The following is a 24,779-nucleotide window of genomic DNA, read 5'->3' as shown; positions in this document are numbered from 1 at the left end:
CAAATATAATTTAAAAATAAAACACTCAAAAATATATTCAACAAAGTCACTATGAAATCAAACCTTGTTCGACGTAAATTCTTGGAATTTTTTGAAAGCAAATCTCATACCATTGTTAATTCTGCGCCAATTGTCCTGAAAAATGATCCTAGTTTGATGTTTACCAATGCTGGGATGAATCAATTCAAGGCTTATTTCCTTGGAAACTCTCTGCCAAAACACACCCGTGTCACTGACACACAGAAATGTCTTCGTGTTAGCGGTAAACATAATGATCTTGAGGAAGTCGGAAAAGATACCTACCATCATACCATGTTCGAAATGCTGGGAAATTGGAGTTTTGGCGATTATTTTAAAACCGAAGCGATTTCTTGGGCGTGGACTTTCCTGACAGAAGTTTTAGGAATTTCTAAAGACAATCTGTATGTTACTGTTTTTGAAGGCGATGAAAAAGATGGTATTTCTAAAGACGAAGAAGCTTACAAATTGTGGCAAAATATTATTGATGAAGATAAAATTTTACTAGGAAACAAGAAAGATAATTTCTGGGAAATGGGCGATCAAGGACCTTGTGGGCCAGCTTCAGAGATTCATGTTGATATTCGTTCAGAGGAAGAAAAACAAAAAGTTGACGGACGCGACTTGGTCAATCAAGACCATCCACAAGTTGTAGAAATTTGGAATTTAGTCTTCATCCAATACAATAGAAAAGCTGATGGAAGTTTGGAAGCTTTGCCAGAACAACACATCGATACTGGAATGGGTTTTGAACGTTTGTGCATGGTCATGCAGGACAAAACGTCCAATTATGACACGGACGTTTTTACACCTTTGATTTCAGAAATTGAGCGAATGACTGGTAAAACTTATGGTAAAACTGAAGAAACAGATATTGCCATTCGTGTGATTGCCGACCACATTCGAGCAGTCGCATTTGCAATTGCAGACGGACAATTACCAAGTAATAATGGCGCAGGTTACGTGATTAGACGAATTTTGAGACGTGCCATTCGCTATGGATTTACCTTTTTGAATATGAAAGAAGCTTTCATATATAAATTGGTTGCTGTGCTTTCCAAACAAATGGGCGAAGCTTTTCCTGAAGTTGAAAAACAACAGCAATTGTGTGAAAACGTCATCAAAGAAGAAGAATTGTCTTTTTTGAAAACTTTAGACCAAGGTTTGTTGCTTTTAGATAAAATTATATCAACCTCAAATTCAAAAACAATTTCAGGTGAAAAAGCTTTTGAACTTTACGATACTTATGGCTTTCCAGTGGATTTGACGACTTTAATTCTCAATGAAAAAGGCTACACACTAAATGAAGAAGAGTTTGAAAAAGCACTTCAGGAACAGAAAACGCGTTCTAAATCTGCTGCACAAATGAATGCTGAAGATTGGATGATTTTGGACGATACGTCATCTCACAAATTTGTTGGTTACGATCAACTGAAAGCTGAGGTGAAATTGACCAAATACAGAAAAGTGACGAGCAAAAAAGGCGATTTATACCAATTGGTATTCAACCAAACACCATTTTATCCAGAAGGTGGCGGACAAGTTGGCGATTCAGGTATTTTGAAAGATGCTGAAGGCAATTTTATCAAAATCATAGATACCAAGAAAGAAAACAATCAAATTATTCACATCACGAAAGCCTTACCAAAAGCTTTGGAATTGCCTCAACAAGCCATTGTTGATATGAAATTACGAGAAGCTGCAGCGGCAAACCATTCTGCAACACATTTATTACATCAGGCATTGCGAGAAGTTTTAGGAACGCATGTCGAGCAAAAAGGATCTTTGGTCAATAGCAAATATTTGCGGTTCGATTTTTCACATTTTTCTAAAATGACTAATGAAGAAATTTCTAAAGTTGAAAATTTTGTAAACGCCAGAATTCATGAGAATTTAGATTTGGAAGAACAACGCCAAATCGCTTATGAAGATGCTTTGGCTGAAGGCGCTATTGCTTTGTTTGGTGAAAAATATGACGATGCCGTGCGCACCATAAAATTTGGAAAATCCATGGAATTGTGCGGTGGAACGCACGTCGGCAATACGTCAAAAATATGGCATTTTATCATCACAACTGAAACTTCGGTTGCCTCTGGCATTAGAAGAATTGAAGCAATCACTGGAGAAGCTGCGCTGAAACATCTAGAAAAGGCGGCTTCAACTTTGGATGAAATCAAATTGATGTTGAATCAGCCACAAGATGTTTTAAAATCTGTAGAATCGATTCAAAATGAAAATGCAGATTTGAAAAAACAATTGGAACGTCTGAAAAAGGATAAAATCAAACAATTGAAATCTGAAATCACATCTAAAATTCAAAATATAGACGGCGTCAATTTTGTAAGCCAAAAGGTCGATTTGGATGCCAATGCTATGAAAGATTTGGCATTTCAATTTGGTGGCGAGGTTGAAAATTTATTTATGGTTTTAGGAGCAGAGCAAAATGGAAAAGCGCTGTTGAGTTGTTATATTTCTAAAAATTTGGTAGAAGAAAAATCGCTAAATGCAGGAAAAATCATCAAAGATTTAGGGAAACATATCCAAGGCGGCGGTGGCGGACAAGCCTTTTTTGCCACGGCAGGCGGAAAAAATCCATCAGGAATTTCTCAAGCTTTGGAAGCGGCTAAGACTTTTTTGGCGTAAGTATTTGTTTTGGATGGAAGATTATGGAATTTTAATTTGCGAATTATGAATATGAAATTGACAACCCAAGTTCCGTTTCAAAGTATTTCTAATCCAATAAACTACGATTCCAAAATTTTAAATATTGGATCTTGTTTTGCTGAGAATATCGGAGATCGCCTGGATTATTTTAAATTTCAGCAGATTCAGAATCCGTTTGGGATTTTGTTTCATCCTCAGGCTATTTTGAAAATTTTTCAAATGGCTTCTGAAGAGACTGTTTTTTCTAAATCAGACATTTTTCAGCATCAAAATTTGTGGCATCATTTCGATGCGCATTCTCGATTGAGTCATCCAGATGCTGAGTTTTTGCTGTCAAATTTGAATTCAGCTGTAGGAATATTAAGCACAGCTCTGAAAAATTCAACTCATATTTTTATCACTTTTGGAACAGCTTGGATTTATCGTCATTTGGCTTCCGATAAATTTGTGGCCAACTGTCATAAAGTGCCAAATTCAGAATTTTCAAAGAAACTTTCAACTTCAGAAGAAATCAAAGTTATTATTTCAGAAATACGAAGTTTAATTCGTTCTCAAAATCCCAAAGCTGAACTAACTTTTACTATTTCACCAGTGAGACATATCAAAGACGGCGTTTTAGAAAATAACCGTAGTAAAGCACACTTGTTTTCGGCTTTACATGAAGTTTTAGATCAGTTTCCAAATGATTTGAATTATTTTCCGTCTTATGAATTCGTGTTGGATGAACTTCGAGATTATCGTTTTTTCAAAAGAGATTTGGTGCATCCTAATGAATTGGCTGTCGATTTGATTTGGGAAAAATTCAAATTGAATTGTATTGAAAATTCAGCAATTCCAACGCTGAAAAAAGTTGAAAATTTACAGAAATCTTTAGCACATCGTGCAGTAAATCCAGAAAGTGAAGATTTTAAGGCCTTTGAAATTCAAAGAAATAATTTGAAAACAGAACTTCAAGAAAAATTTCCATTTATGCAATTTTAAATATGATGAATCGAAGAGAACAAATTATACAAATTGCTAAACGCGAGTTCCGAGAATTTGGATATACTTCGGTCAGTATGCGAGATATTGCTGGAAAAATGGAGGTGAAAGCGGCAAGTTTGTACAATCACATCAAGTCTAAACAGGATATTTTGGCAGCGATTATTATTGAAGTTGCTGAAGAATTTACTTCAGAAATGCAACAAATTGTCCAAAATGAGGGTTCTACGCGTTTTAAGTTAGATGCAATGGTGGCGCATCACATTGCAATTACGATTAGAAATTCGGATGCTTTGGCGGTGATGAATAACGATTGGATGCACTTAGATGCGCAAAATCTCACTTATTATAAAAATATGCGTGACGAATACGAAGCCAACCTAAGGACAATCATCAAAACTGGAATTGCCAATGGTGATATCAAAGAAAGAAATCCCGAGGTGATTTTGTTTTCCTTGCTTTCAAGTTTGCGCACATTGTATTTGTGGTATCGCAAGCGTCAAGGTATTGATGAACAAACTTTGAAAAACGATATGGCAGTTGTGCTTTTAGAAGGTGTAATTTGAAAGTTTATAATTTATATCCAAATAAAGCTTCAACAATTCTTAAAATATTTCACCATTTTCATTTTAATTGCTTTTAAAAATTGCCAAAGCCGTGATTTAAGTTATTTTAGTCAACTGAAAGTTTTAAGGTGATTTAAATTTTGAAAAGTAGAGGACAAGTTTTTTTAATTTTTATCGCAATACTCTCCATTTTGTTCTTTGGATTCTTGCTTTTGTCTGAAGACAAAGAAAAGAATTCAAAAACTATTTCTGTACCAACAGAAAATCCTAAGAATTTAGAGAAAAAAATGCAATTCGTAGATTCGCTTTACGAACAAAAAAATATGTTTTTTTTTGAAAGTGAATTAGATGCTTTTGCTTCTGAAGAAGAACAGTGGCAACAGGGTTTGTCTGATATTGAATACGCCAAAGTTTGTAAGTGGTTTTATATAAACTATCAAAATATTAGCGAACTTGATAAAGCAAAAACATTTCTTCTAAAAGGTAGCAAAAAACTAGATTCAACAGAAAATAAAGATGAGTTTGTGAGATTCAAAAATAATTTAGCATTTATAGAGTCTAGATTTGAAAATTTTGATCTTGCCACGAAGCTTTATTTTGAAGGTTTAGATATTTTAAAAAATGACACTTTAAATGAAATTTACTCAATTCTCACTTATAATCTAGGAAATGCTTTTCGTGAAAATGGCGATCTAGATATTGCAATAGATTACTACAAAAAATCTAAACGGGTCATCGATACGATTGCCTCAATAGAAACAATTGAAAATATAGGTCACCAAAATGGTTTTTATCATGGCAATATTGGTTATGCTTATGCTTTACAAAATCAAAATGAAAAAGCTAATTTTCATTTAAAAAAAGCGGTTTCAGAATTTAGAGCTCACGATTATTTACATGAATCTAATATTGTAGCTTCAGCCTTAGCGTCAAATTATATTGACCAAGGAAAATTGAAGGAAGCAGATTCTCTTTTGGAAGGAATTTTAGAAACTTCTGAAGAAAATCGCCAATGGGAAGTTTATGTTGAATCTTGTATTTCTTTGTTCAAATTGAATATTCAACAAGGTAAAACTGAAAAAGCTTTTCAAATTATAGATCAGGGTTTGGAGAAAATCGGTTCTTCAAATTCTAATCGCTTGCGTTTGAAAATCTATGAAACTAAAGCAGAACATTTTCGAAATATTCAAGATTATGAAAAGGCTTTTGAAAATTTAGAAAAACAAATCGAACTCAAAGACAGCGTTTTTGATATTACACAAAATGAAATGTTGCGCGAGTTGAGCGTAAAATATCAAACCGACCGCAAAAATGATCAGATTCAACAATTGGAAGTTATCAATTCCAAAGAGAAACGCATCAAACAAATTTATTTATTTGGTTTGTTGTTGGTGTTTTTAATTTTGATTTTCATATTTATGTTGTTACGCCGAATTTCAGAACAGAAAAAAGCACTTCAACAAGCCAACCAAACCAAAGACCAATTATTTTCCATAATTGCTCACGATTTGCGCAGTCCGATGCTAGCTTTGCAAGGCATGGGCGATTTGATTCATTATTACATTCAGAAAAAGGATGAAGAAAAATTATTGAATTTAGGTGAACAAACCAAATCGGCTTTAGGACGCATCAATCATTTATTGCAAAACCTTTTGGAATGGGCTTTGGCTAACAAAAATCAAATCAATTTTAAGCCTGAATCTTTAGAAATTTCAAAATTGGTTCAAGACAATTTGAAATTGATAGAAACGATGAGTTTCGCAAAACAAATAAAAATTGAAACAGAGATTGAAAATCAGAATTTACTACTTGATAAAGCGATGATGTCCACGGTTATTCGGAATATTTTGTCCAATGCCATTCGTTTTAGTCCAGCTGAAAGTGAAATTAAAATCAGCGGAAAAATTGAGACAGATTCATATTTACTTTCCATAAAAGATCAAGCTGGCGGCATTCCTGAAGATATTCTGAAAAAGCTGAAACTGAATGACGAACAATTAGTTACAGGACAAGGCAAAGATAGCGTTGGTTTAGGTTTGCAATTGATCAAGCTCTTTGTGAAGAAAAATCAAGGGAAGTTGGAGATAAATGCTACTAAAAATGGGACTTTAATAAAGATTTATTTACCTTTACCTGTTACAGGTGATATAAAAAATAGTCAATGAAATTTCTCATAGTAGAAGATGAGTCGCTTTACGCAGACCAACTCCAAATGATTGTGGAACAGTGCGGTTACGAAGTTTGTGGACTCACCGATCATGCAGAAGAAGCCTTGAAAATTTTTGAAAGTCAGGCACCAGACATTGCCATTATTGATATCAATTTGGCAGGACAAATGAATGGTTTAGAGCTTGGGAAATGGTTGAAACGCTTCAAACCAAACATGCTAATCATATTTATCACTTCATTACAAGAAGAAAAATATTTTGAAGGCGCTAAAGAAATTTCCGCATTTTCATTTTTGAATAAACCTATTGATCAACAAGTATTGCAACGAACCATAAAACTGGCATCTCAATTTCTGATTTCTAATAATAAACAAGAGAATGGTGAAGACAATATTTTGAAGGATTTGCTTGTCAAAAATCGTTCAAAATATATTAAAGTCAAACAGAAAGAAATCACCTATATTTCTGCAGAAGATAAATATTGCAGCATTCATTTAGACAACGGCAAAAGTTACATAGAACGCATTACTTTAAAAGATTTGAATCAAAAATTATCGCCAGATATTTTTGCGCAATCTCACCGTAGTTACATTGTAAATTTAGACAAAGTAGAGGAGACGGATACTTCGGACTACACGATTAAAATTAAAGAAAATCATATTCCTTTAGGGGAAACTTATAAGACCTATTTCCTGAAAAAAATCGGCATATAATCAAATTTTAAAAGTTAAATTTTTGAATTTAACACCAGATTTGACTGACTTGCACCGTTTTACAAGTGGTTTGCGACAAAATTTAAGAATTTAGACATTTTCGTATTTATTTTGGTAAAACTTTAAATATCAATTAAATACTATTGATGATGTCTAAAAAACTACAATTTCTAATCAAAATATTTTATTTGTGTGTTTTCGTATTGCTAATCATTCAGCTTTTAAGCCTAAAACCATTTCAGGTTTCAGGACAAGAATATTCTCCACAAAATCATTTAAACCAAGAACAAGAATTCTCGGAACAGTTTTATAATTCCAAGCAAAACGAGGCGAATTCAGCAATAGAAAATAAAGAAGTAACTAAAATTCAAGATGAATTTAAAGACAACAAAATAACTTCTTCTAAGGATTTTTTGATAACCTCCGAAATTTACAAAACTGAAAATATTTTAAATACACAAGGTGCTGTTGAACTTTTCAGTCTTAGTCATTATGATTGTGACATTGTAAAAGGCGACTTAATTATTGAAGGTGAATTTATTCAAAGTTTAGAAAATCTGAAATTCATAAAAGAAATTCGTGGTAGTTTAATTGTTAGAAACACCTCAAACTTAAAGACACTAAAAGGTCTAAATTCTCTAAAAAGTATTCAAAAAGATTTGAAAATTGAACAAAACTTTCAATTGGAAAATTTACTTGGTCTTGATAGTTTAAAAAGCATTGGTGGTTCTTTAAAAATTTCTTCAAATAATTCTCTTCAAGATTTAGAAGGCTTGTTGGATTTGCAAAATTTAGGGAAGGATTTTATAATTGAAAATAATTCAAATTTCATTTCATTTTCAGGCCTGTCAGAATTTGTTTTCAACAAGGAAACACGAACTTCAGTAAGAGTAAGCAATAATTCAATATTGAAAAGTTTAGCACATTTTCAACCTGATTTACGAGGTGTGGATGCTTTGTTTATCACGGAAAATCAACAACTTTCGACTTGCAATACGTGGATGTGGTGCGATTTCTTTGCTTACATTCCTCAACGACTTATAGAAGATAATGCTGCAGGCTGCAATAGCGAAGAAGACATAGAATTTGCTTGCGAATACTGTCCTAAACCAATTCAATTTGATTTAAAATCCGTTGAAAATAAAGAAAAAATCATGACTTGGCAATCAGACTCTAGTGTAAAATCTTGGCAAATTGCTTTCGGAAAACCTGGGTTTGATCCCAATTCATCTGAAAATTTGACTGATTTGCACAGGTCACATTTCAATTTAAGACAAGTTGATTCAAAAGAAAATCTTGAAATCTATATTCGTTCAGTTTGCAGTGAGTTTTCTAAATCAGAATGGTTTGGACCATATCCAATTGAATCTTCAAATTCAGAATTCAATCTTTAGAATTAGATTGAATCCAGTGTTTTCTAGTCTAAATTTTATTCAGTAAGAACGATTTCCTGAAAACAAATAGAATAAAATAGTATTCACACCAAAACCAACCTGATTCACGACATTTTTTCAAACACAGCTCAAACTCATTCTATATTTGAAGTGTAAATAAAAGTTGTGATTTATTCTTAAGTGTTTTGGGGAGGGTAAACTAATTTTTTTTACATATAAAAACTGGTCAATGTGGAGGAAGCGTTAACTACACCAATAATTCTTCTACCTTTTGAGACAAGTATTCTACTACTTGATTTCCTCCACGAAGACCGGTTTATTTTTTACATTCAAATCAATTATTTAATATAAAACTATGCAAATCTTTAGATTCAATTTTTTGGTAATACTGATTATCTTTCAAACAAACATTTATGCAGAAACTTCGCATTCAGATTTGTTAGTTCATTTTTTGCAAGTTGCAGATTCACCATTTTCAGGTGGAATTGGTACAGAAAATGACCCGTTTTTAATTTCCACTTTTGACGATTTAGTTTTCTTGAGTGAAAATGACAATTATATTGATGGAGAATATTATTTTCTTCAGACTAATGACATAGATGCTTCTGCTAGCGTCAATTTAAATAATGGAGAAGGTTTTAAACCAATTGGTTTCGATGGAACTTATTTTGTAGGAGCTTACGATGGTGGAGGTCATATTATTGATAATTTATATATAAACAGACCTAATGATTCTTTTGGCTTTTTTGGAAGTATTATTGGACTTTACGCTCAAATGCAAGTTGTTGTTAGCAATCTAGGACTGACTAATGTCGATTTTACTGGCTATAGAGTTTCGCCTTTTACTTTTCAAATTGTTTTTTCAGGCATTAATAATTCATTTGCTACAGGTACGATTAATGCGATATATCTAGGTAGTGGATTTGCTAACAATGTAAGACAATATTCAGCTGTTGAGAATGTATATTCATCAGTAGACGTCACAGCAAATAATAAAGCTTCAGGTTTATTTGATTTTGTAATTAACACAAATAATGTAAAGAACGCTTATGCATTCGGAAATCTAAATGGGCTAAATACTTTTGGTTTAGCAAGCGTGATTTCTTCGAGTAATACAAGTAATATGTATTATAATTCTGATGTATTTTCAGGTTCTGATATGTCTGGTTCGGGTTTAACTTCTGTAGAAATGCAAGATGAAAACAACTTCGCTAATTGGAATTTTGAAGACGTGTGGTTTATAAATGAAGATCAAAATAATGGTTTTCCACAACTTAGAGTTTTTGCTGAATTGACAGATATATACGATTTTGTTTATGACGATGGAAACTGGCTTCCTACAGAACCTACTGAAAATGAAGCTGAAAATAGCAGCCTTTATCTTGGTGTGGATAATTTTACCATTACAGATGATTTCACTGTAGGCGAATTGAATATTTCTGAATCCACCACAGTTTATTTAGAAGCAGTTTTAAATTTAAACTCCGCTTTGAACATCAAAGGCGAACTTATCTTTTCGAGTAATGAAAACCATATTGGTCAAATAGGTGAATTGCCAGACGGCGTAGAAATCAGTGGCGAAGTCACTGTGGAACGCTACATTCCTGTGAATCGAAGTTTTAGATTTGTAACATCTGGCGTAAATAGCACAAACTCTATTCATGAAAATTGGCAAGAAAATGGTGAATCTCCAATAGGTTTTGGTACACACATTACAGGATCAGACACTGGCAATAATGGTTTTGATATTACAGCAACTGGAAATCAATCTATGTTTGGATTTGATAATTCAAATCAATCTTGGTTTGCAATTGCTAACACAGATCAAGATCATTTGGAAGCTGGTCAAGCTTACCGATTGTATATTCGTGGCGATCGTAATGTAGATTTGACTGATAATGAATCCGAAAGTGTGACGATTTTGCGAGCAAAAGGTAATTTGGAAACTGGAAATATAACTTTTGATAATTTAGGTGAAAACGCTGGCGATTTTAATCTAATTGGAAACCCATATCAAGCTATTGTAGATTTAAGCGAAGTGAATTTTACAAATATCAACCCAAGTTTTGGCTGGGTTTGGGATCCAAATATGAATCAAGATGGCGCTTATGTTGTGGTAGATTTGAATGACGGTAGCAACACGGGTTCATCTACTGCAAACGAATTTTTACAGCCAGGACAATCCCTGTTTTTGCAAACATTGAATGATGGAGCGGCTTCAGTAATGTTTACTGAAAGTTCTAAAAATGTAGATGAAATGAATAATACTGTTTTTTCGGAAAACCAATCTTCAAGTCTAAATTTGAAACTTTTCAAAACTGAAACTTTAGCTGATAATGGTAGAGAGATAGATGCTTTACAAATTAATTTTAATCCGAATTCAAATGACAATGTAGACTACAATGATGCGACAAAACTCGGAAATCCTGGAGAAAATTTAGCTAGACAGCAAGCTAGTCATTTTCTGAGCTTAGAAAATCGCAGTTTGCCTTCTGATGAAACAAATTTAGATTTAGCGATTTATAATTTTCAAAATCAGAATTATACTTTGGTTTTGGAAACTGAAAATTTAGAAAACTACAAAGTATACCTCAATGACCGATATACTGGGGAAAGTTTGATTTTAGATGAAAATTCCAACCTTGCTCAATTTGACTTTAATATTGATGCAACTATTCCTGAAAGCACTGATTTGAATCGATTCTATCTAACATTTGAAAACACAACACTTTCTGTAGATGACCAAAGTTTAGCTTTTGAACTTAAAATTTATCCAAACCCAGTGAAAGACGATAAATTCACTATTAAATCTATAAAAGAAAATTCTGGGGAAGCAGAAGTGAAAATTTTCAATTTACAAGGACAAAATGTTTTTTCTGAAACATCGAATTTTGAATCTGGTAAAATTCAAATTCAAACAGAAGGCTTCTCTTCAGGAGTTTATTTTGTAGAAATTAAACAAAACAATCGCAGTTTCAAAGAAAAATTGATTGTTGAATAAGCCTTTTTTTAACAACAATAAAGCCAAAAGTTAATTGACAACTTTTGGCTTTATTAATATTATTCAGATTCAGAATTTTTATTTTTTCGACGCTCACGAAGAATTTTTGAATACATCACAACAATGTATACAATGACAAAAACGATGACTAAGTACATCCAATTTTCTTCTAGAAAAACATCGAAATCAAATTCTTTTGGCACATCATCCTGAGGATTTGGTAGTTCACTTTGCATAATTTTAAATTTTGTAAAAATTTACAAACCTTTTATGAAACTACCGAACGAATCGCCAAAATTTAATTTGGTATCGACTTGGTTGCGATCTAATTTTTTAAAAACCGATAAGCCCCAAAGAATAAACTCCATCCAGAAAAACTGCTCATCTTTTTCATAATCAGTAACATATTCGTCCAGCATTTGCTTTAACGGCTTGATCTTAGAAAGCGCTGATTCGTATTCTGCGTTGGAATCGTCTTCATAAAATTGAATGTCATCATTTTTCATAAACCAAGCTAAAACGTCATCATAAGATTGTTTTTCGTCCTCTTTTTCTAATTTTTTAATTTCTGGGAAATATTCAGTATAGAGTACTTTGATCGCAGATTCAATAAGTTCATTGGCAACAAATTCAGCACCTTGTTCTTCACCTTCATAAACCAATTCCACTTTCCCAGTAATTGCAGGAATTATAGCGTTGAAATCGCTTAATCTTAGACAAGTTTTGTCGTCGCCATTAACCAAAGCACGTCGTTCTGCGGCACTCATCATATTTTCGAAAGCACTGATGCTCAACCTAGCACTCACGCCACTTTTAGCATCTACGTAATTGCTATGTCTGGCTTCTATGGAAATTTGTTCCAACAGCGTTTTCGCAAGCTCTGGAACTTTGATGTTTTGTTTTTTGAAATCAGATAAATTCGCTTCTTGGGCTGTAATTTTTTTAGCGATTTCGATATCTTTAGGATAATGAGTTAAAATTTGTGAACCGATTCTGTCTTTTAGAGGTGTTACAATACTTCCACGATTGGTGTAATCTTCAGGATTGGCGGTAAAGACAAATTGCAAATCCAATGGCAATCTCAGGTTGAAACCACGTATTTGAACATCACCTTCTTGCAAAATATTGAACAAGGCTACTTGAATTCTAGCTTGTAAATCTGGCAGTTCATTAATCACGAAAATACAACGATTTGCACGTGGAATCATTCCAAAATGAATCACCCGATGATCGGCGTAACTCAGTTTCAAATTTGCTGCTTTTATTGGGTCAATATCTCCAATCAGGTCGGCAACGGTGACGTCTGGAGTGGCAAGTTTTTCTGCAAAACGTTCACTTCGATGCAACCAAGAAATTGGTGTGTCGTCCTGTTGTTTTTCTATTAAATCTTTAGCAAATCTCGAAATTGGTTTCAATGGGTCGTCGTTGATTTCAGATCCTTCAACTACTGGAATATATTCGTCTAAAAGATTAACGAGTTGTCTTGCAATTCTCGTTTTAGCTTGTCCTCTAAGACCGAGTAAATTGATGTTATGTTTCGATAAAATGGCTTGCTCTAGTTGAGGTAGAACGGTATGTTCGTATCCAAAAATACCCTCAAAAGTTTGAATATTATTTTTTAATTTATGTATTAAATTATCGCGTAGTTCATCCTTGATTGATTTGGAAACGTAATTATTTGCTTTCAATTCACCAAGAGTCTTTATTGTATTCAATGCCATGTTATAGTTTTTTTCTTTTGTTGTTTTCGTAATCTTCAAAAATCATTTCACCCAAACCTTTTAATCCTGAATAATAAGCACGCCCGTGATTTGATTTTGTAAATTCTCTTACAAATTCTTGTAAATACGGGTCAGATGCAATCATAAAAGTCGTGATTGGAATATTCAATTTTCTGGCTTGAGCTGCCATGTTGTAGCATTTTTTTGTGATATGATCGTCAAGTCCAGCGCTATTTTTATAATACGATCCGTCTTGCATTTTCAAGCAACTTGGCTTACCGTCTGTTATCATAAAAATTTGCTTATTTGCATTTCGCTTACGACTTAAGATTTTCATAGCCAATTGTAAGCCAGCAACAGTATTGGTATGATACGGCCCAACTTGAAGGTAAGGTAAATCTGCAATTTTGACTGGCCAAGAATCGTTACCAAAAACAATAATATCCAAAGTGTCTTTGGCATATCGAGTAGTTATAAATTCCGCCAAAGCCATAGCCACTTTTTTAGCCGGAGTGATGCGATCTTCGCCATATAAAATCATGCTATGACTAATATCGATCATCAAAACCGTACTCATTTGTGTTTGGTGATGTGTATCGTTAACCACCAAGTCACGTTCAGACATGCTAAAATCGCCGATGCCATGATGGATTTGTGCATTTTTGAAACTTTCAGTCATAGAGACTTGATCGAAGCCATCCCCAAATTGAAATTCTCTAAAATCACCAGTTTTTTCATTTCCAATGCCACTATGTTTAGTTTTGTGTTTTCCAGCTCCAGCACGTTTTAGATTTCCGAAAATTTGTTCCAGAGCGTGCTTTCTAATCGCTTGTTCGGTCTTGTTGGTGATTTTGATACCGTTTTTTCCATCTGGTTTTACTTCTTCTCTAATGTATCCTTTCTTTTTTAACTCTTCTATAAAATCATCAATGGTATAATCTTCATTAGTGATGTCGTACACCTTGTCCAATTCTTTCAACCAATCTATGGCTTCGTCAAAATCACCTGAAGTATGTGTGATCAATTCCATAAAGATTTCCAGAAGCTTATCGAATAAACTCGTATTGTCTTCATGTGGTTGAAAAATGATGCTTTTTCTGTATTTTCCCATACTTTAAATGTAAATGAATTTTGTAGAGCAGGGAAATAAGATATTGTTAAACTGTTTTTAAAAAAGTGAATTTAAAATTATGTTCTGTTTAAATATTTACTTCGGAATTGAAAAACAAGAGCAGAACTTCTAATCAACATCCAAACGAAAAAAGCAATCCAAATGGCGTAAAGTTTGAAACCGAGCCAATCAAATAACAATAAAGTAGGCCAAAATCCAATAAAAGTGGCAATTAATAACACATTTCTAAGATATTTCGCTTCGCCTAATCCTTTGAAAATACCATCGAACATAAAAGCAATCGCATTGATTGGTTGCATGACAAGTACGATCCAAAATACACTAGTAAATAAGGCTAAGACTTGTGCATCTTTATTGAATATTAAACCGATTTCATCGTATAAAGCAAAACAAATTCCAGCTAAAAGTAAAGCTATTATAATAGCATATTTGCTAATGTCTTTGCTAAGCATCCAAAGTTTAGTATAAGATTTTGCGCCGAGAAGGCGACCACCGATAGCATTTCCTGCATTGGCATAACCATCGATAAAAAATGAAAAAAACAACCATATATTCATTAGAATACTTTGCGCAGCAATGTAGTTTTTTCCATAATCTGTAGCATAAGCATTGGCAAGATAGATAGCAATATTCAAGGCCAAAGTCCTAAGGAATAAATTGGCAGCCATAAAAATCAAGGGCTTTAAGTTAGGATTGATTTTGAAACTTAATTTCAGATGAAAAGGAGTTTTAATGAAAAAATAATACAACGCCATTGCGAGCATAACGGCTTGTGCAATAACACTTGCAATTGCTGCTCCTTCCAGATGCATTGGCGGTATGAAACCTTCAATCCCATAAACTAGGAGGAAGTCCAGACCAATATTTACAGCTCCACCGACCAAACTGCATTTCATAGCCCAAAGTGTATTTTGTAATCCTCGGAAAACTCCAAAAATAGCAAAAGTCACCAGCGTCAGTGGATATCCTAAAGCACGAATGCGATAGTAAGATTTTGTATAATCCAATATTAAACCTTCAGCATTATATGCGCTAAATATAATTTCTGCAAAAAATGCCGTTGTGAAATAAATTACGATACTTAATAGTAAATTGAAAACAATGGTTTGCGGAATAAGGGTTTTGACAGCGTGGAGTCTGTTTGAACCAAGATGTTGTGAAACCAAAGCAGAAATAGCTGTTTTTGTTTGAGCTACAATCCAAATAATTGCAGAAAGGAAAGATCCTACAATTCCAGTAGCTGCTAGAGCTTCAACCGCATTTTCTTCAACATTACCAATAATAGCAATATCACTTAAAGAAATTAAAGGTTCAGCAATACCAGCAATAATGGCTGGAATGGCAATTTTATTAATTTCTTTAAACGAAACTTTAGGTTGAGTAAGATGCTTTTTAGAAGACATCGGTTAAAGTTTCCATTTGCATGCCACGAGAACCTTTAATTAAGATGAAAGTGTTTTTGAAATCCTTAGATTGTAGATTGGTTTTAAGATCTTTTAATTCTTTGAATGCTTCAACGTTATCAAAATTTTTAGCCGCATTTTCAAAAGCTTGACCACAGGTGTAGATTTGATCAAATTTTAATTCTGTGGCTAATTTAAGTATGTTTCTATGTTCTTTTGCTGAAGTTTCACCAATTTCAAACATGTCGCCTAAAATGACAATTTTCTCAGTTGAACTCATTTCTTTAAAACTTTTCAAGGCAGCTTCCATACTTGTTGGATTGGCATTATAAGCATCGAGAAGAATTTTCACCTCGTCCTTTTCAATAATTTGAGATCGCATGTCCTCCGGTTGAAAGTTTTCAATTGCTTTTTTAATATTTTCAGTTTCTATCCCAAAATATCTACCGACTCCAATCCCGGCAGAAATGTTTTTATAATTGTAAGCACCTGTCAGTTGACTAGTGATATGAACATTTTCGTATTCAACTTTCACATAAGGATTGGCTTCCATAAAGTTGACATTACAATCTGCAAGATGGCTTTCTCCAATACTGTAATGTTTATGATCTATAGCTTTTTCTACCTGAATGTCATCATCTCTGTTGATAAAAATCAGACCTTCATTCTCAATCAGAAAATCATAGAGTTCTGTTTTTCCTTTGATTACACCTTCAATTCCACCAAAACCTTCTAAATGTGCTTTACCGAAATTTGTAATATAGCCATAGTTGGGTTCTGCAATTTGACAAAGAAAATCTATTTCTTTTTGATGATTTGCACCCATTTCTACGATTCCGATTTCAATGTTATGAGTAAATGATAATAGGGTGAGTGGTACACCAATATGATTGTTGAGGTTGCCTTTTGTCGCATTTACTTTAAATTCTGTAGCCAAAACTTCAGTAACTAGTTTTTTGGTAGTTGTTTTGCCATTACTTCCTGTAATAGCAATAATTGGAATATCCAGTGCTTTTCTATGATAATTTGCCAATTCCTGAAGTGATTTTAGTACATCGTCAACCAGGATTCTGTTTTCGCCTTGGTAGTCGGGATTATCAATAACTGCTTTTGAAGCGCCTTTTTTTATAGCTTGTTCAACAAATTTATGCCCATCAAAATTATCACCTTTAAGTGCAAAATATATTTGATTTTTTTGAATTTTCCTTGTATCTGTAGATACTCCATTGCTTTCATCAAAAGCCGAATAAATTGTATTTAAATTTTCCATAGTTTGATAAATTAAAAAAGCCCTAACACAAAGTTAGGGCTTTAAATTATAGAAAGAAATAAGTTGCTTAATTTCTTGTTCGTCTACCTTGATTTGATTTTGAACCAACTTTTGACATAGCGTTTCTAAAGCCAATATCATCTGTAGCCATATATTGTGGATAGTATCTGCGCTGAGCTGGGTCTAACCAATAAGCGCGATCTCTCCAAGAGCCACCTTTGTAAACTCTAACTTCATCATTGATAAGAGTTGTTCTGTCTGAAGATTCGTCATAACGTCTATCTAAATCTCCTTCTTCACCAGCAACAACTTCGTGCTCAGGTGAATCGTACATTTTTTCTTCAACTTCACCAGCTTGTCCAAAATATCTTGAAGAAGCTTTGTCACCATCACGATAATTTTTATTATCACTTCTGTTGAACTGAGTTCTTAAATATGTCTCTTGCTCATCAATTTCAACTTGTTTGATTTCACCTGGAAGGTTTCTAGCGATAATTTTACCATCACTAAGTGTATCATAGACAACTTCGTCAGGTCCTAATACTTTAACTTGTCCATCTTCACCTATGGCATTTTTCATGTAAACATTTCCTCTGTAGTAATTGAAATCATTGAATTCATTATCAACAGTTGGTCTGTAAACATCAGCAACCCATTCAGAAACATTTCCTGCCATATCGTAAAGACCATAATCGTTTGGCTCGTAGGTTTTGACTTCAGCAGTAATATCTGCGCCATCGTCACTCCATCCTGCGATTCCACCGTAGTCACCTCGTCCTTGCTTGAAGTTTGCTTTTTGATCTCCTAAGGTCATACGATCAGCAGATCTAGTATATTGACCATCCCAAGGGTATTTTTTACGACCTCTATATGAGTTGAAATCTCTAATTGAAGTTTGACCTAAAGCAGCGTATTCCCATTCAGCTTCTGTTGGAAGTCTGTATGCAGGAAGCAATTCACCGTCTTTTCTTTGAACGTAGATACCAGTAGGTTCTCCACCACCATCTTCATCAGACTGGTTTTTTGTAGATTGCTTTTCTCTTCTTTCAGATTCTCTTCCGCCTCTTAAGAGTTCTTCATCACCACCATAAACTTTGGAAGGAGTATTCAAATAAGTTTCAGTATTGAAAATTTGATCAGCACTTGCCGATTTGTAAGCTTCTTCTGCTGTAAAACCTTTGTCGGCCAATTTCTTTTCGTTTACTCTGTCAGTTCTCCACTTACTAAATTCTGTAGCTTGAATCCAGTTTACACCAACTACGGGATAGTTTTGAAAAGCAGGGTGTCTTAAATAATTATTGACCATGTTTTCATTGAACCCAAGTGGGTTTCTCCAAACTAAAGTATCAGGAAGTGCACCACTGTAAATATTTTTGTATTTTTCTTCAGTTGGAGGAAACATTTTTTTCAACCAATCTAAATATTCCAAATACATAATATTTGTAACTTCTGTTTCGTCCATATAAAATGATTGGACGTGTTGTTGAGTTGGTGAATTATTCCAGTCATGCATCACATCGTCTTGGACGCGACCCATAGTGAATGTTCCACCTTCAACAAATATCAAACCTGGACCAGGTTCTTGTTCTTGGTAGTCAGTTTTATAACCAACGCCACCATTCTTACCGCTTAAATCCCAACCGGTAGCTCGAGAATCACCTGCGTAATCTCTAGAATTATTACAACTTGATATCGAGAGTGCCAAGGCAGCTACTGTACAAGTTTTTAAAACATTTTTAATCATCATATTTCGATTTTAATCTAAAATTTGAACCCGCAATATAGTAATTAACGGTGTATTATCAAGAATATTTTCTTTAAATAGAATTTATTTTATTTGTTCCTTTTTTTCTTTACTTAATATACTATCATTGTATATTGAACGTTTTATTTCAAGATTTGACAAGCATTACTATTTTATGAAATTTGGTACAAATTTAATTATTCTTTTGATTTCTTGCGTTGCGTTTTCGCAACAAACTTCTGTTCAAATTATTTGGCAAGATAATAAAAATGTAGCTACCCACACAGATGATATCTTGAATGTCCCTGGATTTAACGAACTTTTTTTTGAATATGATATGAATTCAAAGTCGGTGACCTACAGTCGCTACTTTAATTTAAATTCGGCAAATTATAGCTTGAGTAATGTTCAATATGAAAATGTTCCAAAATCATTGTTGAAAAATGTTCAGAATATCCCTAAAAATCTAGATTTCAGTATAGAACTTGCCAAAGCTGGCAATACCACGAAATTGGCTTTAGAACTCAACCCGTTCATTGAAGAAAATGGTAATGTAAAGCGTATCGTTTCTTTTGATTTAGTTCCTGATCAGTCTTTGAATCGGACTTCCCAGATTACTAGTTTTTCGAATACTAATTTGACGAACTCTATATTGAGTTCAGGCGAATTGTATAAATTTTATATCGAAAAAGATGGTGTTTATAGATTGACTTTCGATTTTTTGAGAAATTTAGGAATGTCATTTAGCAATACATCGTCACAAAGTTTGAAGATTTATGGTCATGGAGGAGAGATGTTGCCTTTAATGAATTCAGATAATGAATATTATGATCCCCCAGAACTTGCTATTCAGGTTGAAGATGGAGGTGATGGCGTTTTTGATTCTGGTGATTATATTTTATTTTATGGTCAGGATACCAATGCCTGGAGTCAAGAAAATTTAACAAATTTGAATTTGTACGCAGACCGCTCCTATTATTATATAACAAATTCTGGTGGACAAGGAAAAAGAATGAATATTATGAGCGAGCCGCCATCCTCAGCTCAAATCAGTATTACTAATTTTGACGACTTTCAGTTTTATGAGGTTGATGAAACCAGTCCATCTTTAGTAGGTCGGCGTTGGTTTGGCGATCGTTTTGATATTGAAACTGAGCGTGAGTATGAGTTTGAATTTCCAAATTTAGTCACGGATGAACCAGTTGATATTCGAGTTTACGGTGCAGCTATTTCACAAGTACAATCTTCGATGAGTGTTTCGGTAAATGGTCAATCTTTGCCTAATATTAATTTTTCTGCGAATAATCCAGATTCACCATCGACAGGTTCTCAATTTATAGGTGCTGTAGATTCAGATTCAGATTTAGTTAATATTAATATTACTTACAATAAAAATGGCAATCCCGCTGCAGTTGGGTTTTTAGATTTTATTACTCTTGAAGCCAAAAGAGAATTAATTGGGAGTTCAGAGCAATTCAAATTCAAAAATAATGAAGTAGCTAATTTAACTGGTGTTGGAGAATATATTGTTCAAAACGCTTCAGGAATAAATCAGATTTGGAATATCACAGATCCTATAAATCCGACTTTTATTATGAATTCTGATTCAGAAGCAAATCTCATCTTCAAAGCACAGTTGGGGGAAATTCAACATTATCAAGCTGTAACCGATAATTATTTTGAACCAAAAATTGAAAGTGGCAATACCAGAGTTGACAACCAGAATTTGAAAGGTAGAATTTTCAATAATGCTCAGGGAGAATTTCAGGATGTAGATTATTTGATAATCACTCGTTCAGATTTTATTTCAGCAGCGAATCGATTGGCTCAATATAGACGGTCTAATGATAATTTGAATGTAAAAGTTGTCGAAACGGAAAAGATATTTGAAGAATTCAATTCTGGCAAGCAAGATATCGGCGCAATTAGAAATTTTATAAAATACGTTTATGATAATGCATCTTCAGAGCAAAATAGGTTAAGTCTGGTTGGCTTTATTGGTGACGCTTCTGTCGATTACAAAAGCCGCTTGCAAGGCAATACTAACATTGTTCCAACTTTTCAGCGTGTATCGAGTTTTGCGACAAATTCATCGTCCTATATGTCTGACGATTATTATGCTATGATGGATCCTAATGAAGGTAATATGAGCAACTCAAATTTGATGGATTTAGCGGTCGGAAGAATTTTGGCAGATACTCCTCAGCGTGCCAATTCAATGGTTGAAAAAATCATAAATTCAGAAACTAGGGACGCTTATGCTTCCTGGAGAAATAATTTTGTTTTGATTTCAGATGATGCTGATGATGCAGGAGATTTTGGTTTGCAGGTCGATTTGGATGAATTGGGCGACAATATTTCAGAAAACAAACCAACTATTAATGTCAAAAAAATTCATTCTGATGCTTTTCAGCAAATCACAAGTGCTGGAGGAAATCGATATCCAGATGTGAATGTCGCTATTTCTGATGCGATAGAAGTAGGGACGTCTGTTGTAAATTATTTTGGTCACGGCGGTGAAGACGGTTTAGCTCAGGAACGAATTGTAACCCAAACTAACGCTCAGGAATGGCAAAATCCAGTTAGATACAACTGTTTCATCACTATAACTTGTGAATTTTCTAAGTTTGACAACCCGTTACGGATGACAGGTGGCGAATTGACGTTTTGGAACGAGAATGGTGGTGCTAGTTCTATGGTTACCACAACTAGAGCGATTAGCGTGTTTGCAGGAGTTCAATTTAACAATGAATTTGCACCATTTTTATTTGACTACGATAATAATGACGAAACTATCGCACAAGCAGTTATGCGTGCTAAACAAAATTTATCTGTCAGTGGAAAACGAATTGTCTTTTTTGTTGGAGATCCCGCAATGAAATTACCACTCCCCAAACCTAGAGTTAGACTTTCAAGTATTGATGATATTCCAATAGAACAGTATAATGACACTTTAAAAGCTTTGAGTAAGCATAAATTTAGTGGTGAAATTGTAGATCAAAACAATCAACGATTGAATAGTTATAATGGAGAACTTACAGCTATTGTTTTCGACAAAAGGATAGAGCGAAGTACTCTAGGAAATGATGGTGCTAGTCAGGGAGGGGAATTGCTGATAATGGATTTTACCACTTTAGGAGAAAACCTTTTCCGTGGAAAAGCCTCTGTTCAAAATGGAAGTTTTGAGTTTGATTTTGTTTTACCCAAAGATACAAGACTTCCTGTAGATGTTGGGCGTGTAAGTTTTTATTCTGCCAGAGATAACGCTTTGGAAGAATATAGCGGTTTCAATAAAGAAATCTTGATTGGAGATATTAACGAAAATGCACCAGAAGACAATAGTGGTCCGCTGATTAACTTATTTATGAATGATGAAAATTTCGTAGATGGTGGAATCACAGATGGTCAACCTTATATATTAGCGAACCTTGAAGATGAAAACGGTATCAATACAGCCGGTGGCATAGGTCATGATATTGTTGCCATTTTGGACGGAGACGAATCCAACCCTATTGTTTTAAATGAATATTATGAAGCGGAAACAGACGATTATACGCGTGGTCAGGTTTATTATCGATTAAGAGATTTGGAAGAAGGGGAGCATACACTGACTTTCAAAGCTTGGGATGTTTATAATAATTCGCAAACGGTTAGTTTGAATTTTACTGTTGCAGAGCAAGATGATTTAAAAATTACCAGAGTTTTGAATTATCCAAATCCCTTCATTGATTATACAGAATTTTGGTTTAACCACAATCGACCATTTGAGCCGTTAGAAGTAATGGTCCAGGTGTTTACTGTGACTGGAAAATTAGTATGGACGCAAAATCAGATTGCCAATACCAGTGGATTTTTATTTAGAGATATGACCTGGAACGGTCGTGATGATTTTGGTAATAAAATCGGTAAGGGTGTTTACGTTTATAAGCTAACTGTAAAATCTACAGTAACTCAACAAAAAGTTGAGAAATATGAAAAGCTAGTCATTCTATAATTTACATATATTTGCAATCTCAATTTTTACTATGAAACGAATAACATTTTCACTTTTAGCAATTTTTACAATCTTTTGTCAAGACGTAATTGCACAAGACAACAATCGAGTAATCACAACAGCAATCCCTTCACTTTTAGTCGCTGGAGATGCTAGGTCAGCAGCTTTAGGAGACCAAGGTGTCGCTACACGTGTGGATGCATTTTCCCAGCAATGGAACCCCGCTAAATTTGCCTTTTCAGAAACTCGACAAGGTTTTGGTTTGGCTTATACGCCATATTTGCGTGAACTGGTTAACGATATTAATATTGCTAATTTGTCTTATTTCAACAGGATTAATGAAAGAAGCAGTGTAGCAGCCAGTATTAGATATTTTTCTTTAGGGGAAGTAGAATTAAGAGAAACCGCAGAACAAGTTGCTAGAATAGCATCACCTAATGAATTTGCTATAGATTTGAGTTATGCATTGCGTTTGAGTGAAGAATTTTCTATGGCTGTAGCTGGGAGATTTATTCAATCAAATTTACGAATTCCTACAGGTATTGCAGACGCTTCACCTGCAAGCACATTTGCAGCAGATATTGCGATGTTCTATAGAAGTGAAGAGAAAATTTATAGAGATTTTAATGGACGTTGGAGAGCTGGGTTGAATGTCAGTAATATTGGTCCAAAAATAAAATATGACGATGCTGGGGATGAAAATTTTTTGCCAACCAATTTTAAAGCAGGGGCAGGCTTTGACTTTATCTTAGATGCTGCTAATACCATTGCTGTAAGCGTCGAATTTAATAAACTTTTAGTGCCAACTCCACCAAAACCTGAATATGTTGAAGGCTCGACGACAGAATTAACACCTGAAAGCCAAGATGAATTTACTGATTACAAGAATACCAACGAATTTTCAGCTATTTTTTCATCTTGGAATGATGCGCCAGACGGTATTTCTGAAGAATTGAAAGAAATTACCTGGGCATTGGGTGCAGAATACTGGTTTGAAGACAGTTTCGCATTGCGACTTGGTTACTTTAATGAATCAGAGGAAAAAGGATTCCGAAAGTTTTTGACCATGGGAGCAGGATTTAAATACTCGACCATAAATATAGATGCTTCTTATTTATTTTCAACCTCGAAGGTTCAAAATCCTTTAGAAGGAACCTTGCGTTTTGGTTTAACTTTCAATATCGGGGATGATTATTATTCTGAATATTAAAAAAATATTGTAATTTAGTTTTTAAAGAAAGTATCAAATATTCAATTTGATACTTTCTTTGTCTCAACACATTATTATGATTGAAAAAGAATTTAAATTTAAATATCAAATTTTCGAAGATTTTAGCGAATTACCTGGGCATGCTCAGAAACTCATGAAATCTGCTATAAATGCACGCAACAAAGCTTACGCACCCTATTCGAAATTTCAAGTTGGAGCAGCTCTTTATTTGAATAATGATGAAACTGTCACAGGAAGCAATCAAGAAAATGCATCATATCCGTCTGGGCTTTGTGCCGAACGAACAGCAATTTATGCAGCTGGAGCTAATTATCCTGAAGCTAAAATTGAAGCGCTAGCCATTACTGCAACTTCACAAAAACATAAAGTTCTCGAACCAATAGCGCCTTGTGGTGCTTGTCGGCAAGCTATCGCAGAATATGAAAAGAAACAGAACTCACCTATTGTTATTTATTTTATGGGTGAATCTGGAAAAATTATCATGGTGAATGCGTTGTTAGATATTCTCCCATTAGCTTTTGATAACAAGTTTTTGTAATTATTGAATAAGATCAAGTTTTAAATCTCAGATGAATAAAAAGACTATTATTTATAGTTTTTGAATTAATTATATAAGGGTTGAGATTTAGATTTCAAATTATTTCATAGTCTAAGTTTCTTGATAGTAATGGGTTAGTTATTTTTTTAAAATTACTTTCAAAATTCTTTCAGATTTATTTGTCATATTATCCAAAAAGGTTGTAGTTTTGCACCCCGCTAATTGATTTATTGGAGATTTA

The 24,779-nt window shown here is 33.9% G+C and carries 16 protein-coding genes; 10 read left to right on the top strand and 6 right to left on the bottom strand.

Features of this window, described 5'->3' with window-relative positions:
• Positions 1 to 51 precede the first annotated feature (51 nt).
• The 7 genes from alaS to EIG86_RS12865 all read left to right on the top strand — a co-directional run bounded on the left by alaS (position 52) and on the right by EIG86_RS12865 (position 11,505).
• Positions 52 to 2,661 carry an alanine--tRNA ligase gene (gene alaS, locus EIG86_RS12895; RefSeq protein WP_127846599.1) on the top strand — a complete coding sequence of 870 codons (2,610 nt, stop codon included), beginning with the start codon at positions 52 to 54 and terminating at the stop codon, positions 2,659 to 2,661.
• 51 nt (positions 2,662 to 2,712) lie between these two features.
• Entirely contained in the window at positions 2,713 to 3,663 is a 951-nt protein-coding gene (locus EIG86_RS12890) for a GSCFA domain-containing protein (protein ID WP_127846598.1), read from the top strand.
• A 2-nt stretch (positions 3,664 to 3,665) separates the two neighbouring features.
• Positions 3,666 to 4,229 (top strand): TetR/AcrR family transcriptional regulator, encoded by a 564-nt coding sequence (locus EIG86_RS12885; protein ID WP_317129936.1) that lies wholly within the window; start codon positions 3,666 to 3,668, stop codon positions 4,227 to 4,229.
• A 140-nt stretch (positions 4,230 to 4,369) separates the two neighbouring features.
• Positions 4,370 to 6,394 (top strand): tetratricopeptide repeat-containing sensor histidine kinase, encoded by a 2,025-nt coding sequence (locus tag EIG86_RS12880; protein ID WP_127846597.1) that lies wholly within the window; start codon positions 4,370 to 4,372, stop codon positions 6,392 to 6,394.
• Positions 6,391 to 7,110, top strand: coding sequence for a LytR/AlgR family response regulator transcription factor (locus EIG86_RS12875; protein WP_127846596.1), 720 nt, complete (start codon positions 6,391 to 6,393; stop codon positions 7,108 to 7,110). Before EIG86_RS12880 ends, EIG86_RS12875 begins: the two co-directional genes overlap by 4 nt.
• A gap of 188 nt (positions 7,111 to 7,298) precedes the next feature.
• Entirely contained in the window at positions 7,299 to 8,504 is a 1,206-nt protein-coding gene (locus tag EIG86_RS12870) for a receptor L domain-containing protein (protein WP_157983140.1), read from the top strand.
• 355 nt (positions 8,505 to 8,859) lie between these two features.
• The gene (locus tag EIG86_RS12865; protein WP_127846594.1) at positions 8,860 to 11,505 is read left to right on the top strand and encodes a T9SS type A sorting domain-containing protein; all 2,646 of its coding nucleotides are present in this window, start codon (positions 8,860 to 8,862) and stop codon (positions 11,503 to 11,505) included.
• A 59-nt stretch (positions 11,506 to 11,564) separates the two neighbouring features.
• On the opposite strand, the gene EIG86_RS14195 is transcribed toward EIG86_RS12865, so the two are convergent.
• The 6 genes from EIG86_RS14195 to gldJ form a co-directional block, all read right to left on the bottom strand.
• Positions 11,565 to 11,741 carry a hypothetical protein gene (locus EIG86_RS14195; RefSeq protein ID WP_192901738.1) on the bottom strand — a complete coding sequence of 59 codons (177 nt, stop codon included), beginning with the start codon at positions 11,739 to 11,741 and terminating at the stop codon, positions 11,565 to 11,567.
• A gap of 21 nt (positions 11,742 to 11,762) precedes the next feature.
• Positions 11,763 to 13,226, bottom strand: coding sequence for a magnesium chelatase (locus EIG86_RS12860; protein WP_127846593.1), 1,464 nt, complete (start codon positions 13,224 to 13,226; stop codon positions 11,763 to 11,765).
• Position 13,227: 1 nt separating this feature from the next.
• On the bottom strand, positions 13,228 to 14,337 hold the full coding sequence (locus EIG86_RS12855; protein ID WP_127846592.1) for a vWA domain-containing protein: 1,110 nt from the start codon (positions 14,335 to 14,337) through the stop codon (positions 13,228 to 13,230).
• A gap of 77 nt (positions 14,338 to 14,414) precedes the next feature.
• A complete protein-coding gene (locus EIG86_RS12850) occupies positions 14,415 to 15,761 on the bottom strand; it encodes an MATE family efflux transporter (protein ID WP_127846591.1) in 1,347 nt (448 codons plus the stop codon).
• On the bottom strand, positions 15,751 to 17,031 hold the full coding sequence (locus EIG86_RS12845; RefSeq protein WP_127846590.1) for a UDP-N-acetylmuramoyl-tripeptide--D-alanyl-D-alanine ligase: 1,281 nt from the start codon (positions 17,029 to 17,031) through the stop codon (positions 15,751 to 15,753). The genes EIG86_RS12850 and EIG86_RS12845 overlap by 11 nt, the downstream gene beginning before the upstream one ends.
• A 67-nt stretch (positions 17,032 to 17,098) precedes the next feature.
• Positions 17,099 to 18,778 carry a gliding motility lipoprotein GldJ gene (gene gldJ / locus EIG86_RS12840; protein ID WP_127846589.1) on the bottom strand — a complete coding sequence of 560 codons (1,680 nt, stop codon included), beginning with the start codon at positions 18,776 to 18,778 and terminating at the stop codon, positions 17,099 to 17,101.
• Positions 18,779 to 18,950: 172 nt separating this feature from the next.
• Here gldJ and porU point away from each other — a divergent pair, with 172 nt between their 5' ends.
• From porU to cdd, 3 genes are all read left to right on the top strand, one after another.
• The gene (gene porU / locus EIG86_RS12835; RefSeq protein ID WP_127846588.1) at positions 18,951 to 22,769 is read left to right on the top strand and encodes a type IX secretion system sortase PorU; all 3,819 of its coding nucleotides are present in this window, start codon (positions 18,951 to 18,953) and stop codon (positions 22,767 to 22,769) included.
• A gap of 31 nt (positions 22,770 to 22,800) precedes the next feature.
• A complete protein-coding gene (gene porV / locus EIG86_RS12830; protein ID WP_127846587.1) occupies positions 22,801 to 23,979 on the top strand; it encodes a type IX secretion system outer membrane channel protein PorV in 1,179 nt (392 codons plus the stop codon).
• A 76-nt stretch (positions 23,980 to 24,055) separates the two neighbouring features.
• Positions 24,056 to 24,538, top strand: coding sequence for a cytidine deaminase (cdd, locus tag EIG86_RS12825; protein ID WP_127846586.1), 483 nt, complete (start codon positions 24,056 to 24,058; stop codon positions 24,536 to 24,538).
• Positions 24,539 to 24,779: the final 241 nt, after the last annotated feature.

The sequence above is a fragment of the Psychroflexus aestuariivivens genome, from assembly GCF_004010055.1.
Lineage (GTDB): Bacteria > Bacteroidota > Bacteroidia > Flavobacteriales > Flavobacteriaceae > Psychroflexus > Psychroflexus aestuariivivens.
The sequence above is the reverse complement of the archived record's forward strand: the minus strand, read 5'-3'. Positions and strand labels throughout refer to the sequence as shown.